This window comes from Pseudomonas marincola, assembly GCF_900682675.2.
GTDB lineage: Bacteria > Pseudomonadota > Gammaproteobacteria > Pseudomonadales > Pseudomonadaceae > Aquipseudomonas > Aquipseudomonas marincola.
In genome coordinates, this window is record NZ_LR215729.2 from 1,712,576 (window position 1) to 1,727,484 (window position 14,909).

General features: G+C 56.5%; 14 protein-coding genes and 2 tRNA genes. 11 read left to right on the forward strand and 5 right to left on the reverse strand.

Annotation, left to right across the window (positions count from 1 at the left end; genetic code table 11):
- Positions 1–57 precede the first annotated feature (57 nt).
- Positions 58–1,005 carry a bile acid:sodium symporter family protein gene (locus tag PMYSY11_RS08055; RefSeq protein ID WP_150548845.1) on the reverse strand — a complete coding sequence of 316 codons (948 nt, stop codon included), beginning with the start codon at positions 1,003–1,005 and terminating at the stop codon, positions 58–60.
- 138 nt (positions 1,006–1,143) lie between these two features.
- Entirely contained in the window at positions 1,144–2,064 is a 921-nt protein-coding gene (gene rdgC, locus PMYSY11_RS08060) for a recombination-associated protein RdgC (protein WP_150548846.1), read from the reverse strand.
- 163 nt (positions 2,065–2,227) lie between these two features.
- On the opposite strand from rdgC, the gene PMYSY11_RS08065 reads away from it, so the two are divergent.
- From PMYSY11_RS08065 to PMYSY11_RS08095, 7 genes are all read left to right on the forward strand, one after another.
- Positions 2,228–2,303: transfer RNA gene (locus tag PMYSY11_RS08065), tRNA-Val, on the forward strand.
- A gap of 21 nt (positions 2,304–2,324) precedes the next feature.
- Positions 2,325–2,401, forward strand: a tRNA-Asp gene (locus tag PMYSY11_RS08070).
- Between the two features lie 222 nt (positions 2,402–2,623).
- Positions 2,624–3,379: a BamJ family beta-barrel-assembly machinery protein gene (locus PMYSY11_RS08075; RefSeq protein ID WP_150548847.1), complete on the forward strand. Its 756-nt coding sequence runs from the start codon at positions 2,624–2,626 to the stop codon at positions 3,377–3,379.
- Between the two features lie 346 nt (positions 3,380–3,725).
- Complete coding sequence (locus tag PMYSY11_RS08080) at positions 3,726–4,172, forward strand: YkvA family protein (protein WP_090510726.1); 447 nt, start codon at positions 3,726–3,728, stop codon at positions 4,170–4,172.
- 189 nt (positions 4,173–4,361) lie between these two features.
- On the forward strand, positions 4,362–4,688 hold the full coding sequence (locus PMYSY11_RS08085) for a helix-turn-helix domain-containing protein (protein ID WP_069901723.1): 327 nt from the start codon (positions 4,362–4,364) through the stop codon (positions 4,686–4,688).
- Positions 4,685–5,050 carry a hypothetical protein gene (locus PMYSY11_RS08090; RefSeq protein ID WP_069901724.1) on the forward strand — a complete coding sequence of 122 codons (366 nt, stop codon included), beginning with the start codon at positions 4,685–4,687 and terminating at the stop codon, positions 5,048–5,050. The genes PMYSY11_RS08085 and PMYSY11_RS08090 overlap by 4 nt, the downstream gene beginning before the upstream one ends.
- Positions 5,050–5,517: an SEL1-like repeat protein gene (locus tag PMYSY11_RS08095; protein ID WP_150548848.1), complete on the forward strand. Its 468-nt coding sequence runs from the start codon at positions 5,050–5,052 to the stop codon at positions 5,515–5,517. Before PMYSY11_RS08090 ends, PMYSY11_RS08095 begins: the two co-directional genes overlap by 1 nt.
- Before the next feature lie 13 nt (positions 5,518–5,530).
- Here PMYSY11_RS08095 and PMYSY11_RS08100 read toward each other — a convergent pair whose 3' ends face one another.
- Both PMYSY11_RS08100 and PMYSY11_RS08105 read right to left on the reverse strand, forming a co-directional pair.
- A complete protein-coding gene (locus PMYSY11_RS08100) occupies positions 5,531–7,291 on the reverse strand; it encodes a bifunctional diguanylate cyclase/phosphodiesterase (RefSeq protein ID WP_150548849.1) in 1,761 nt (586 codons plus the stop codon).
- A 152-nt stretch (positions 7,292–7,443) separates the two neighbouring features.
- Entirely contained in the window at positions 7,444–9,525 is a 2,082-nt protein-coding gene (locus PMYSY11_RS08105) for a carboxy terminal-processing peptidase (protein WP_172970681.1), read from the reverse strand.
- 128 nt (positions 9,526–9,653) lie between these two features.
- Between PMYSY11_RS08105 and PMYSY11_RS08110 the strand changes: the two genes are divergently transcribed.
- The 4 genes from PMYSY11_RS08110 (at position 9,654) to PMYSY11_RS08125 (ending at position 14,239) form a co-directional block, all read left to right on the forward strand.
- A complete protein-coding gene (locus PMYSY11_RS08110; RefSeq protein ID WP_069901728.1) occupies positions 9,654–10,619 on the forward strand; it encodes a zinc-binding dehydrogenase in 966 nt (321 codons plus the stop codon).
- 247 nt (positions 10,620–10,866) lie between these two features.
- Positions 10,867–11,430 carry an alkyl hydroperoxide reductase subunit C gene (gene ahpC / locus PMYSY11_RS08115; RefSeq protein ID WP_069901729.1) on the forward strand — a complete coding sequence of 188 codons (564 nt, stop codon included), beginning with the start codon at positions 10,867–10,869 and terminating at the stop codon, positions 11,428–11,430.
- A 131-nt stretch (positions 11,431–11,561) separates the two neighbouring features.
- Complete coding sequence (ahpF, locus tag PMYSY11_RS08120; protein ID WP_150548851.1) at positions 11,562–13,118, forward strand: alkyl hydroperoxide reductase subunit F; 1,557 nt, start codon at positions 11,562–11,564, stop codon at positions 13,116–13,118.
- Between the two features lie 326 nt (positions 13,119–13,444).
- Positions 13,445–14,239: an SDR family NAD(P)-dependent oxidoreductase gene (locus PMYSY11_RS08125; RefSeq protein WP_069901731.1), complete on the forward strand. Its 795-nt coding sequence runs from the start codon at positions 13,445–13,447 to the stop codon at positions 14,237–14,239.
- A gap of 68 nt (positions 14,240–14,307) precedes the next feature.
- Here PMYSY11_RS08125 and PMYSY11_RS08130 read toward each other — a convergent pair whose 3' ends face one another.
- Positions 14,308–14,874 carry a TetR/AcrR family transcriptional regulator gene (locus tag PMYSY11_RS08130; RefSeq protein ID WP_150548852.1) on the reverse strand — a complete coding sequence of 189 codons (567 nt, stop codon included), beginning with the start codon at positions 14,872–14,874 and terminating at the stop codon, positions 14,308–14,310.
- Between the last annotated feature and the right edge of the window lie 35 nt (positions 14,875–14,909).

A 14,909-nucleotide genomic window follows, 5' to 3' on the forward strand; every position in this document is an offset into this window, starting at 1 on the left:
TGGGGGGCCAAAGGCAAGCCAAGGCGCCGGCAGGCCAGCGCCTTGGCTTATCCAGTTTTATTGCGACTGTGCTTTATCAGCATCGCCCATGCGCCGGTAGATGCTCGCCAGCAGCGGTCCGGACAAATTGTGCCAAACGCTGAACAACGCGCTCGGTACTGCCGCCAGTGGCGAGAAGTGTGCGCTGGCAAGGGCTGCACCCAGCCCTGAGTTTTGCATGCCCACTTCAATCGACAGGGTTTTGCGCTGCGCCAGCGGCATGCCCATCAGGCGACCTGCAAAATAGCCCAGACCCAGGCCAATGCCGTTATGCAGAATCACCACCGCCATGATTAGCAGGCCCGACTCGGCGATCTTCGCCTGACTCGCCGCTACAACGGCGGCGACAATCAGCACAATGCTGACCACCGAGACCAGCGGCAAAACGTCCACCGCCAGTTTTACCCGTTCGCCCAACAGGCGCTGGGCCACGATGCCCAGCACGATCGGCAGCAAGACCATTTTCAGGATCGAGATAAACATTGCAGCGAACGACACAGGCAGCCATTCGGAAGCCAGCAGCCAGATCAATGCGGGCGTGACCAATGGGGCGAGCAGGGTGGTCACGGCGGTGATCGATACCGACAGCGCGACATCGCCGCGGGCAAACCATGTCATCACGTTCGATGCGGTGCCGCCCGGGCAGCAGCCGACCAGAATTACCCCAACGGCAATCTCGGCGGGCAGGTTAAGGACCTTGCACAATACCCATGCCAGCAGCGGCATGATGATGAACTGCGCAAGCACACCGGCAGCCACACGCACGGGATGGCGCGCGACCTCTTTGAAGTCCTCGACCTTCAAGGTCAGGCCCATGCCGAACATGATCAGTCCGAGCAACGGCACGATATAGGCGGTGAGCGGCAGAAAGTGTGCTGGCAACAGAAACGCCAGCACGGCGAACAGCAAGACCCAAACAGCAAATGTATTGGCTACAAATCGGCTAAAAGCAGCGAGTGCACGCATAGGACATTCCGAATTTGACAGCGCGACCCGAAGTGGCACCTCACAGAACGTATGCGAGTAACTGGCTCGCTACCTTTTGCAAAGGCCTTTCATTATGAAGTCGGGTGCGCCGTTCTTATTGATAGGGGAGTGGCTGGCTTAAATGCCCTGAGGCGTGTCTTCGCCGCCCAGTGCTTCAAACAGCGGCGGCAGAAATTCGACCAGAGTCATCATCATCAGCGTGAAGCTGGCATCGAGTTGGCCCAGATTGTCGTCGCCGCCATCCTGTTCAGCCTGATCTTGCAGCAGGTCGTCAAAACGCAGGCGCTTGATGACCAGCTTGTCGTCCAGCACAAAAGACAGCTTTTCCTGCCAGGCCAGCGCCAGTTGAGTTACTTGCTTGCCGCTGCTCATGTGCAGCTGGATTTCTTCACCGCCCAGGTCCTGACGCTTGCAGCGCACGATCCCGCCATCTTCGTGGGTGTCGCGCAGTTCGCATTCATCGCCAATCACAAAGTCGGCGGCGGCCTTCTGGGTGCTGACCCATTCAGTGAGGGTGGCTGACGGGGCGATCTTCACGGTGAGCGGACGTACTGGCAAGGATCCCATGACTTCACGCAGCGTCGAGAGCAGGTCTTCCGCACGCTTGGGGCTGGAGGCATCGACCAGAATCAGGCCCTGCGCCGGAGCAATTGCCGCGAAGGTCGCAGATTTGCGGATGAAAGCGCGTGGCAGGAATGCCTGAACGATTTCATCTTTGATCTGGTCGCGCTCTTTCTTGTAAACCTTGCGCATTTGCTCGGCTTCGATCTCGTCGACCTTTTCCTTGAGCGCATCACGGACCACGCTGCCCGGCAGAATGCGTTCTTCTTTACGGGCAGCAATCAGCAGGAAGCCTTGGCTGCTGTGTACTAAAGGCGCGTCGGGGCCTTTGCCAAACGGGGCTACAAAACCATAAGTGGCGAGTTCCTGGCTTGCGCATGGGCGAGCAGCCTTGGTTGCCAGGGCAGTTTCCAGTGCTTCGATATCAAACGGAACATTCTGGGTGAGGCGATAAACCAGCAGATTACGAAACCACATGGCGGGGTGACTCTCCATTTACACAAAGGGGGGCATTATTCTCCCCTAAAGCCTTCAGGCCAACCCTGAGCTAAGTCTTTGGCGTATCAATAAATTATTTTTTGCAAAGGGGGTTGCCAAGGTTCGAAATGCTATCTAGAATGCGCACCACTTCGAGAGTGAAGGGTGATTAGCTCAGCTGGGAGAGCATCTGCCTTACAAGCAGAGGGTCGGCGGTTCGATCCCGTCATCACCCACCAACTCGCTTTTTGAAGTTACGCGCAGCGGTAGTTCAGTTGGTTAGAATACCGGCCTGTCACGCCGGGGGTCGCGGGTTCGAGTCCCGTCCGCTGCGCCATTTTTTCCCCCTCCTGCTTCATCCCCTAATATCCTGTAATCCTCTTCCTGCAATACTCATCGACTTGTCGATATTCTCTGCTGTTCCTTGTACTTCCCCGCAAATAGCTGAACTTATTAGCATTTTCCTGTTCTGATCGATGTAGCCAGTGATCCCGTAGGCCTGATAAGCTCGCGCTTTCACTCAATTGCCTAAATTGGGCGCACCGAACAAGGAATTAGCATGAAACAGCATCGTTTAGCAGCTGCGGTAGCCCTGGTAGGGCTGGTGCTTGCTGGTTGTGATTCTCAGACCAATGTTGAGCTGAAAACCCCGGCGCAGAAAGCGTCTTACGGGATCGGCCTGAACATGGGTAAGAGCCTCGCGCACGAAGGTATGGATGACCTCGACTCCAAGGCTGTTGCACTGGGTATCGAAGATGCGGTCGGTAAGAAAGAACAGCGTCTGAAAGACGACGAGCTGGTAGAAGCTTTTGCAGCCCTGCAGAAGCGCTCGGAAGAGCGTCTGGCCAAGATGAGTGAAGAAGCCGCTGAAGCTGGCAAGAAATTCCTCGCAGACAACGGCAAGCGTGATGGCGTTACCACCACCGATTCCGGCCTGCAGATTGAAGTGATCAAAGAAGCTGATGGCGCTCAGCCAAAGCCGACCGACACAGTAACCGTTCACTATGAAGGCAAGCTGACTGACGGCACTGTATTCGACAGCTCGATCGAGCGTGGTACGCCGATTGATCTGCCCGTGAGCGGCGTGATTCCAGGTTGGGTTGAAGGCCTGCAATTGATGCACGTAGGCGAAAAGGCCAAGCTGTACATTCCGGCTGAGCTGGCCTACGGCGAGCAGAGCCCGAGCCCGGCAATTCCTGCCAACTCGGTTCTGGTTTTCGACCTTGAGTTGATCGCCATCAAGGATCCGGCTGCCGCTGCTGCTCCGCAGGAAGAGCCTGCTGCAGCACCGCAAGAAGAACCTGCTGCCGAGTAAAGCAGCCGGTGACTAAACAGCGCCCCGTTTATACGGGGCGTTGTTGTTTTTGGCGGCGAAAATGCACCTTCTGGAGGCATTCTGGTGTACAGGTGTTACGGTTATGCACATTGTGGGAACACCATTGATCAGGCATTTGCAATGATCGGTTAAAAAACCTTTGTTATTTTTAACTTGTTGATTTTATTGACTTTTTTAAGCTGTCCAAAAAATCGCCGATCTGACGCCAGCCCGCATGGGGTGGGCGTTTGCTAAGCTCATTAAGAATTTGTTAACAAGGTTATCCACAGCTTCGGTGGATAACCGCTAGCGGGCCTGCAAATACGCGGGTTGTCGAGGAGTCAGCATGAAAGCACCTTGGAATTTCAGTCGATATCTGGCACTGGCCAAGGGATTCATCCGTCGTGGCAGGTTGCCTTCTTTACTCGCATCGGTTGCACGAAAGAGTGATCGGCAAGCGATGCGTCTATCTGGCCTCAAAGACGATTTAAAACTGTTTCAGGCGCTATGTGTTGCCTGGTTCAGGGGTGACTATCGGGCAATAAGTACCCAGGCGTTACTGGCGGCTGTCGGGGCGTTGTTGTATTTCGTTACACCACTCGATGGGTTACCCGACTGGATACTCGGTTTTGGTTACATTGACGACCTCGCCGTGCTGGCTTGGGTGGCGCGAACCTGGAGTGATGAGTTGCAGGCTTTTCGCCTCTGGCGCGAGCAGCAAACGCCCGAGCAACAGTTATTGCTCGAACATATACCCGACCCGGAAGAGAGCCCTGCGCTGCCTGTCGAATAAGCAGGCGCTGCCTCTGCGCGGCTGTAGCCGTGTATTCAAAGTACCGGCAATGTGATTTAACCGGCCACTTCCCTTGCTCATCTGACGTCAGATCAGTGAGCAAATACGCCGCTTTGGCGTGGGGCTGTTACTATTAAAAAAATAGACTCAGTGATGAAGCTGTCGTTCGTTTGCCATGGAGTGCCAAGCATGAAACCACAAATTATCAGTCGTGACGGTCAGCCCGAGTACGCGGTGCTGCCGTGGGAGCAATACCTGAAATTGCTCGAAGCCGCACAAGGCTCGCAGCAGGTTGTTGCTCCCCAAGCCGAAGTTGCGGTGCCAACGCCGGCGCTGGCCGATATCAAGCGCATGCGTGAGGCCAAGGGGTTAAGCATCGAGCAGTTGGCGCGAGCCGTTGGCGTCAGCCCGCACTACATGAACATGATTGAGTCTGGCGAGCGCGAGCCGGATGCAGCGATTCAACGTGCGCTGGCGTGGAACCTGAGCGCTCAGCGCGCGGAGTCAGACTCTTGAGCGTGAGCATTAGTCGCCAGCACTGGCAGGCGCTGTTGGGGGCGCTCGAAGACGCCCGGCGGCAACGGCATCTGCTGACTTATCGTGCCCTGATCGAACGCCTCGATCTGCCGGTTCCGGCGATGCAAACACTCACTGCAGCACTTGAGCATCTGGCGGCGATTGATGCTCAGGCCGAACGTCCGCTGCGCAGTGCACTGGTGATCAGCCAGAGTGCCAGCCGACTGCCGCGCACCGGCTTCTTCGATTGTGTGACCCGTCTGGGGCGTTTCAGTGGCGCACCGGATGGCGTTGCGGCAGCTTCCTGGCATGCATCCGAAGTGGTGCGGGTGTTTGAGTTTGATTATGAGGCCACCGCTTAATGTTGATGAAGTGGCGCGCCGCGTTGGGCTACTGGGTTTCCCGGCGACTGTTTCATCTGCCTTGGGCAGTGAAGCAGCCGCAACTGTGGAAGTGGATGGAAGGCCAGTTTGCGCGTAAGGCAGCACTGGGCGATGTGGCTGCGCAGAGTTTTTACGGCCACATCCTGCTTTTTCGTGGGCAGGGGCTTGGCGCGCGCGAAGAGGGCATCCGTCTGCTGCGCCTGGCGGCGGAAGCCGGTGACGCCAAGTCAGCTTATCAGGTTGGCGTCGTGAGTCTGGCCGGCAGTACGCGCACGGCCCCCGATGCAGTGCAGGCTGTGCACTACTGGAAAATTGCAGCCGCTGCGGGCCATCCATTGGCAGCCAAGCGGGTGGCGGATCTCTACCGCGAAGGCGCTGAAGGCCTGCCAGCAGATGCAGCGCAGGCCGATCAGTATGCTGAAAAGGCCCGTCAGATGGGGCTTTAACGCGTCTGTAGAGCTAGGCAGACAACGCCAGTGTGTCGATTATATGCAGGCTGTAGCCGGGCTCAGCCTTGGCTTGATGCTTTGCCTGCGAGGCCAGGTTTGCCAGATCATCGCTGTCGAGGCGGCAGCCGTTATTGGCATGCACGCGAACCACGCCGATCGACAGCGTCAGCAACGGAAACTGCTGCGGCTTACCCTCACGGTCCTCTCCGCTAAAAAATCCTGCCTGCAAATCTTCTGCGCGGAAAAATCTTCGGCATTTTGCGCGGAAGTCTTCGAGCATCTGTTCAAGCTTGTGCGGCCCGTTGCTGGCATCGAGCAGCAGAATGAAGTCGTCACCACCAATGTGGCCGATAAATTCTTCGCTGTGATTGATAAAGCTGCTCAGACAGCGGGCCAGACACAGCAGAACCTCATCACCTCTGGCGTAGCCGAAGTGATCGTTGAACGGTTTGAAGTGATCAATATCGACGTAGCAAATCAGCGCCTCGCGTGGCTCAGACAACGCTTTGCTCAAGCGCTTTTGAATCGGCACGTTGCCTGGCAGCTGGGTGAGTGGGTTGGCGTAACGCGCCTGTTGGATTTTCTCATCGGTAATCAGCTTGAGTAAGTCCATGGCGCGCCCAAGGCCTGCGTAACGGCCGTTCTGGGTGATGATGAAGTCTTCCTCAATGCGTTGCCGGGCGCGGCTGGTAAGCAGGCGGCTGACCTGCTGCAGCGATTGGCTCATTTCGACTCTGAGGTAATCTTCACTCATCAGGCGGCTTATCGGTTTGCGGGTGAAAATTTCGGCTGCAAACGGCTTTAACAACGCTTCAGAGAGCGAGTGACGGTGGACGATGCCTATTGGCTGATCCTGATCATCCAGAACCGCCAGTGTGTTGAGCGTAGAGTCCGCGCGAAAGGCATCAAGCACCTGACACGTCGTGGTGTGTTGACGAATGGCTTTTTGCGGGTGCAACAGCTCCTGCAGGCCGCCAGAGGCTTCGCTTGTGTGGTCGGCGGCGCTGTCTTCTCGCGGCAGGATTGTTCCGGCATCTCGCGGCGGCGGGTCTTGCGGACGGCAAATGTAATAACCCTGCAGCAGATCAACGCCCATGTTGGCCAATACGTCGAATTCTTCCCCCAGCTCAATGCCTTCGGCGATGACTTCGGCACGCGAGGCGCTGGCCATTTTCAGGATTGAGCCGACAAACTCGCGCTTGACCGGATCGAGGTGAATACCGTCGATGAAATGACGGTCGATCTTGACGAAGTCCGGGCGCAATTCCGACCAGAGCCGCAGGCTTGAATAGCCCGCGCCCAAATCATCCAGCGCAATATTGAAGCCCATGGCGCGGTAGTGATGCAGGGCTGTGTCGAGCAGCTGGAAGTCGTGAGTGGGCGAATGCTCGGTCAGCTCGATCACCACATTGCTCGGCGCAATGCCGTGAGTCTGGAGCATTTTCAGGGTGCAGCCCGGTTTGTGGTCCGGCTCCATCAGTGAGTCGGGTGAGATATTGAGAAACAGCTTGCCGCTCAACCCCAACTGATTAAAGCGTTTGCAGGCGCTCTTCCGGCAAGCCAGTTCCAGTTCACTCAGACGGCCGGCCAGGCGGGCGATGGCAAACAAGTTGATAGGCGAGTGCAGTGGGCTATTGGAGGGGCCACGAGTTAGCGCTTCGTAGCCCAGAATACTGCGCTGCGAAAGTGAAACGATAGGTTGGAAAACGCTATGCAGGTCGCCGTGAGCGAGGATGTTATCCAAAGCGCTCAACTGCTCGGTGACAGTCATGTAGGGTCTCGATATCGTCAGGTGTGCGCTGACGAGAATGTCAGCTCAGGTATTTGACGACAGATTGGTGACCGTTTAATGACACTTGGGGTAAAGCGTGAGGCGGGAGTAGCTGGAGTCCGGCGGGGAATCGCCGAACTCCATGTTGCTGTTTACTTCTTGGCAACGCTCGCTGAGAGGCCGGTGTAGTCGAGCAGGATTTGCCCGGCTTCACTGAGGAAGGCATCGTCTTCCGGCTTTTTCTTGCTGTCATCTTCCGGCAGTTCGTCTTCGTCTTCTACCTTCAGTTTGGTCAGCAGGGTTTCGCCTTTGGCCTTGCGACGACTGTTCTCGATGCTCAATTGCTGGGCTTCGATATCGTCATGCTCGGCGCGACGCTTGGCTTCGTTGAGGCTGACGGTTTTATCTTTCATCAGCTTCTGGGTCAGCGACAGGCGCTCACGGGCAAACGTGAAGTCTGCATTGTTCGCGGTGCGCTTCTCGTAGCGGTGCTGCAGTTCGCTCAAGTAAGGCTTGATTGGATCACGCTCAGGCCTGATCGCCGGGCTGATGGTGTCCCACGGCATGGCCTCGGGCAGTGCGCTCTCACCGATTTCCTTGGTGTCCATGATGTCCGGGTATTTAATGTCCGGCAGTACACCCTGATGCTGGGTGCTCTGACCGGATACCCGGTAGAACTTGGCCAGTGTCAGTTTCAGTTCGCCATGATTAAGCGGCTGGATGGTTTGCACAGTGCCTTTGCCGAAGGTCTGGCCGCCGATGATGATTGCGCGGTGATAGTCCTGCATGGCGCCGGCAAAAATTTCCGAAGCCGAGGCTGACAAGCGGTTAACCAACAGCGCCATCGGGCCTTTGTAGAAAATGCCGGGCTCTTCATCGGCCAGCACATCAACCTGGCCGTCGCTGTTGCGCACCAGAACTGTCGGGCCTTGATCAATGAACAGACCGGTCAGTTCGGTGGCTTCCTGCAAGGAGCCGCCGCCGTTGTTGCGCAGATCAATGACCACACCATCCACTTTTTCTTTCTGCAGTTCAGTCAGCAGGCGCTTAACGTCACGCGTGGTGCTCTTGTAGTTCGGATCACCGGCGCGGTAGGCCTTGAAGTCGAGATAGAACGCTGGAATGTCGATCACCCCGAGCTTGTAATCGCGACCGTCGTGCTTGAGGTGCAGAATCGACTTCTTCGCCGCTTGCTCTTCAAGTTTTACCGCTTCACGGGTAATGCTCACCGTCTTGCTGGTCTGGTCGTTGGGCGCGTTGGTTGCCGGAATGACTTCCAGGCGAACTTTCGAGCCTTTAGGGCCGCGAATCAGTTTGACCACTTCATCGAGGCGCCAGCCAATCACATCAACCATTTCGTCATCGCCCTGGGCGACGCCGATGATCTTGTCGGCCGGGGAGATTTGCTTGCTCTTCTCAGCAGGGCCAGCCGGAACCAGACGCACGACTTTGACGTTGTCGTTGTCGCTTTGCAGGACCGCGCCGATGCCTTCCAGAGACAGGCTCATGTTGATGTCGAAGTTTTCCGCGTTATCTGGCGACAGATAAGAGGTGTGCGGATCATAAGACATGGCAAAGGCGTTGATGTACGCCTGGAAAATGTCTTCCCCGCGGGTTTGATCCAGGCGGGTCAACTGGCGCTTGTAGCGCTTGATCAGTTGTTCCTGAATATCCTTAAGGTCTTTGCCGGCGATTTTCTGGCGCAGCACTTCGTCTTTAACGCGCTTGCGCCACAGATCGTCGAGCTCGGCTGTATTTTTCGCCCACGGTGCGTTTTCGCGGTCGATCAGCAGATCTTCATCAACCGTGAAGTCGATTTTATCGACACCTTTTTCAAGCATCGCCAGGGCAAATTCAAGGCGCCCCTGCAAACGCTGAAGTTGGCGCTTGTACATGACAAAGCCAGGCTCAAGGTTGCCGCTTTTGAGAAAATCGTCGAACTGATCCTGCCACTTGTCGAACTCGGCAATGTCGCCCGCAGTGAAATAACTGCGTGCCGGGTCGAGCATCTTCAGGTAGCTGTTGTAGATGATTTCCGAGCGCTCATCGTTGAGCGGCGGTTTGTTGTAGTGATGGCGTTTGAGCAACTCCACCACATTCAAACTGGCAATGACTTGCTCTCGATCTGGCTGCAAATAGTTCCAGTGATCGACATCGTTAGTCTTTGCAGATAACGGTAGAGATCCCAGTCCTATAGTGAGTGCCAGGGTGGCGCTTAACAGTGAACGCTTCATGCAGATTCGACTTAGTGACAATTGATAACGCATATTAGGCCATCTGTAAGGGCGCCAGGTTCCATCGGCGCAATGCAAAAGCCCGGACGTCAGCGCCGGGCTCGGTATAAATGCACTATGGAGGCACTGTGAAAGCATTGCAAGGCGTTGAAGGACGGGCAGAGTGGGTTGAGCAAGAAATCCCAACCTGCGATGTAGGTGAAATTCGTATCAAAGTGGCGGCAGCTGGGCTCAACCGGGCTGATCTGTTGCAACGTGCCGGGCTTTATCCGCCACCGCCAGGCGCCAGCGAGACGCTGGGCCTTGAGTGTTCCGGGATCGTCAGCGAAGTTGGCCCCGGCTGCGATTGGCAAGTTGGCGACCGGGTTTGCGCGTTGCTTGCCGGCGGCGGCATGGCGCAAGAGGTTGTGGTCAATGCGCAACATGCATTGCCGGTGCCTGATGGACTGTCGTTACATGAAGCGGCGGCTATTCCCGAGGTTTATGCAACGGCATGGCTGAATTTATTTCAGCTGGCCGCGCTTAAGCCGGGCGAGAAGGTGCTGTTGCATGCGGGTGCCAGCGGTGTTGGCTCGGCCGGCATTCAGCTGTGCAAGGCGTTTGGTAATCCGTGCTGGGTGAGTGTTGGCTCGGCCGACCGTCTGGCCTATTGCGAATCTTTGGGTGCACAAGGCGGTGTGCTGCGTGGTGAAGACGGGCCGAATGCGCTGCGCGACTTTGCCCCGTTTGATGTGATTCTTGATCCGGTCGGCGGCAACTATGTCGGGCTGAACCTGGATGTCATTGCATTGGATGGCCGCTGGGTGAACATCGGTTTGATGGGCGGGCGCAAGGCCGAAGTCGATCTAGCCAAGGTACTCGGCAAGCGGGTTCAACTGATTGGTTCGACCTTGCGCAGTCGTGATGATCAGTTCAAGGCGGATCTGCTGCGCGACCTGCATGCGCAAGTTTGGCCGCTGTTTGCCGAGGGCCGTTTGAAGCCGCAACTTGAGCGCACCTTTGCCGCCAAGGATGCCGAGTTGGCCTTTGCTGAACTGGCCTCGAACAAGGTTAACGGCAAGGTTGTGCTGGTGGTGGACGAAAGCCTCAGCTGAGCCAATAAGCCGGCAATAGGGCCGCTGCGCTGCTATCTAACGGCGCGTGGCGGCCCTTTAATCTTTGCAAGGTGCGCGCAAATACTCTGCGTGCGGGCTTACTGCGTGCTGATAGATTTTCCTGCAGTCATTATAGGTCTTCGATTAGCTCACTCAATCGAGGCCATGCGTTCAATCAATGTGCTGTTTGCGGCGTTGGCGAATATTCTTGTTGTGTAAGTTTTCAACTCACCCAAGGAGTTCATCGATGTCATATATCAACAGCGAAGTTAAGCCATTCAACGCAACTGCTTACCATCAGGGCAAGTTCGTCGAAGTTAGCGAAGCCAGCCTCAAGGGCAAGTGGTCTGTCGTGTTCTTCTACCCTGCTGACTTCACCTTTGTTTGCCCGACCGAATTGGGCGATCTGGCGGACAACTACGCCGAATTCGAAAAGCTTGGCGTTGAAATCTATGGCGTGTCGACTGACACCCACTTCACCCACAAAGCCTGGCACGACACGTCCGACACCATCAACAAGATCCAGTACCCACTGATCGGTGATCCGACTGGCACCATTACCCGCAACTTCGGTGTGATGATCGAAGAAGCTGGCCTGGCTGACCGTGGCACGTTCGTGATCGATCCGGAAGGCAAGATCCAGATCGTAGAAATCAACGCTGGCGGCATCGGTCGTGACGCACAGGAACTGCTGCGCAAGGTTAAAGCAGCTCAGTACGTAGCAGCGCACCCGGGCGAAGTTTGCCCAGCCAAGTGGAAAGAAGGCGAAGCCACTCTGGCTCCTTCGCTCGACCTGGTCGGCAAGATCTAAATCGCTGCACCGCTGCCCGCTAACGGCAGGTAGTTCGCACCGTCGCCACACCGCGACGGTGCCCCAAGCGCCTGGGCGCAATCCGTCCGGGCGTTTTTGTCTCTGAAATTCGTAAAGAGGGAAGTCAAATCATGTTGGACGCCAATCTGAAAAATCAGTTGAAGGCCTACCTGGAAAAGGTCACCCAGCCGTTCGAGATCGTCGCGTCCCTCGATGACAGCGACAAATCTCGTGAGTTGCACGGCTTGCTCGAAGACATTCGCAGCCTGAGCGACAAGATTACTTTGAAGACCGATGGCACTGATGCACGCACGCCATCGTTTGCATTAAACCGTCCCGGCGCAGATATAAGCTTGCGCTTTGCCGGTATCCCGATGGGCCACGAATTCACCTCACTGGTGTTGGCACTCCTGCAAGTCGGCGGGCATCCTTCCAAGCTTGCAGCGGATGTGATTGAGCAGATCAAGGGCATCGAAGGCGAATTCACCTTCGAGACTTATTTCTCGCTCTCGTGCCAAAACTGCCCGGATGTGGTTCAGGCGCTTAACCTGATGGCAGTGCTGAACCCGAATATCCGCCACGTTGCGATTGATGGCGCGTTGTTCCAGAACGAAGTTGAAGCGCGGCAGATCATGTCGGTGCCGAGCATCTATCTTAACGGCGAACTGTTCGGTCAGGGCCGTATGGATGTCGAGCAGATTCTGGCCAAGATCGACACCGGCGCCGCCGCGCGTGATGCCGAAAAACTCAATGCCAAAGACGCATTCGATGTGCTGGTAGTGGGCGGTGGCCCGGCTGGTGCAGCAGCCGCTATTTATGCAGCGCGCAAAGGCATTCGCACCGGCGTTGCCGCCGAGCGTTTTGGCGGTCAGGTACTCGATACCATGGCCATCGAGAACTTTATTTCCGTGCAGGAAACCGAAGGGCCAAAATTGGCGCGTCAGCTTGAAGAGCATGTGCGCCAATACGAAGTCGATATCATGAACCTGCAGCGTGCCAGTGCCCTGATTCCAGCCGCCAGCGCCGGCGGTTTCCACGAAGTGCGTTTTGACAGTGGTGCATCGCTCAAAGCCAAAACCGTGATTCTGGCGACAGGTGCGCGCTGGCGCGAAATGAATGTGCCGGGCGAGCAAGAGTACCGGGGCAAGGGTGTGGCGTATTGCCCGCATTGCGATGGCCCGTTGTTCAAGGGCAAGCGTGTGGCGGTCATCGGCGGCGGTAACTCCGGCGTTGAGGCGGCGATTGACTTGGCCGGTATCGTTGCCCACGTGACCCTGATTGAGTTCGACAGCCAACTGCGCGCCGATGCTGTACTGCAGAAGAAGCTCGCAACGCTTGGCAACGTTACGGTGATCAAGAGTGCCCTGACCACCGAGGTATTGGGCGACGGCCAGAAGGTCAATGCGCTGGTCTACCGTGACCGCAATACTGACGAGTTGCACACGGTTGAGTTGGAAGGCATCTTCGTGCAGATCGGCTTGCTGCCCAACAGTGATTGGCTCAAGGGCGCAATCGAGTTGTCCCCGCGTGGCGAGATCATTGTCGATGCCAAAGGCCAGACCAACGTTGCCGGGGTATTTGCCGCAGGCGATGTGACGACTGTGCCGTACAAGCAAATCGTGATCGCCGTAGGCGAGGGCGCCAAGGCTTCATTGAGTGCCTTCGATCACCTGATTCGCAGCGTCTGATTCGACGACGTTGTGTGAGCCAAAGCGGATAACCTCAACGGGTTATCCGCTTTTTTTTGCCTGCTTGTTTTGCAACTGACCTGCTCAGCCTTGCTGTTGGCTGGCAGTCCAACCCGCGGGTGTTTCATCCGCAGCATTTGAACCCGCTGCGCTCAGCTATTCTGATCTCTCGACCCGGCGCTGCTGGCCTTAAAAGTCAGGGTCAGGCTTTGGGTCTAGTTAAGATTATGGTCATAATATAAAAATCATATTATGCTTGTAATCTAAATGAGTGGATAGTGATTCCACCGGCTCAAACGTAGCCATCTCCATCTGAGGGCAAGGCAATGAATCAACCATCTGCAAAAGGCACGGCATTGATTACTGGGGCATCGTCGGGTATCGGCGCCACTTACGCGCAGCGCCTCGCCAAGCGCGGTTACGACCTGTTGCTGGTCGCCCGCGATCTTGAGCGCCTGCAAGCACTGGCATCCAAACTGAGTGAGGAGAGCGGTGTTCGGGTCGAGACGCTCAAGGCTGATCTGACCAACAGTGCAGACTTGCAGATTGTCGAGCAGCGCTTGCGCAGCGATAGCGCCATTAGCCTGCTGGTCAACAATGCTGGCGTGGCGGTCAATGGCACCTTGGCCGAGAGCTCGACGGAAAAAACTAATGCCCTGATTCAGCTGAACATCGTGGCCCTGACCCAACTCTCGGCGGCCGCAGCTTATGCTTTTAGCGCTGCCGGTCGTGGCGCGATCATCAACATCGCCTCGGTTGTGGCATTGCTGCCCGAGATGTTCAATGCGGTCTACAGCGCCAGCAAAGCCTATGTGCTAAGCCTGACGCAAACGTTGCACGGCGAAGTTGGCAAGCATGGGGTGCAGGTTCAGGCAGTATTGCCGGGCGTGACCCGAACCGAAATCTGGGAGCGTTCGGGCATGGATGCATCAGCCTTGCCTCCCGAGATGATCATGGAAGTCGGTGAGATGGTCGATGCTGCGTTGGCAGGCTTTGATCAGGCTGAACTGGTGACCATTCCTTCGCTGCCTGATTCAGCCGACTGGCAGGCTCTTGTGGCAGCGCGCACCAAGCTCGGGCCGAACCTGTCGCGCAATCAGGCGGCGGCGCGATACAAATAATCCGCACCTGCAAAAAAGCCCCGGTCTGCGAAGTCCGGGGCTTTTTTGCGGGTGTAGTTTGGTCAACGTCAGCTGGCGGATTCAACCTGCTCGAGCAGTTGCTGGCGAACAGTTTTCAGCAGGTGCTGGGATAATTGCGGATCACTGACGCTGCGCGCCAACACCAGAGCGCCGACCATGGCCGAGATCATCATGATGCTCTGCGCCTCAGCCTCTTCGGAATCCAGACTTTCTTCGATTGCTTGCAGGCGATCACGTACCACCTGATCAGTAATTTCGCTGGCCTGACCGCGCAGGCCCAATTCAGAAGACATGGTGGGCAGCGGGCAGCCATCGCCCGGATTGGCACAATGTGCGCTCGACAAGTAACGGCGAATAAACGTCGGCAGAGGCGCGTCATTGGCAAAAATCTCGTCGGTACTGGCCTTGAGCTGTTCGGCTGTGTGCGCCAAGGCCGTTTCGACCAGTTGATCCTTGGATTTGAAGTGCGCGTAGAACCCGCCATGAGTCAACCCAAGCGTCTTCATCAGCGGCTGCAAGCCGGTCGCACCAATACCATCCCGACGAAACAGGCGCGCGGCCTCATCGATGATGCGTTGGTGGGTTTTGGCTTTGTGGTCTTCTGAATAACGCATGGGTTACCTCATTTGGCGCTTTGTATGCTGATTGA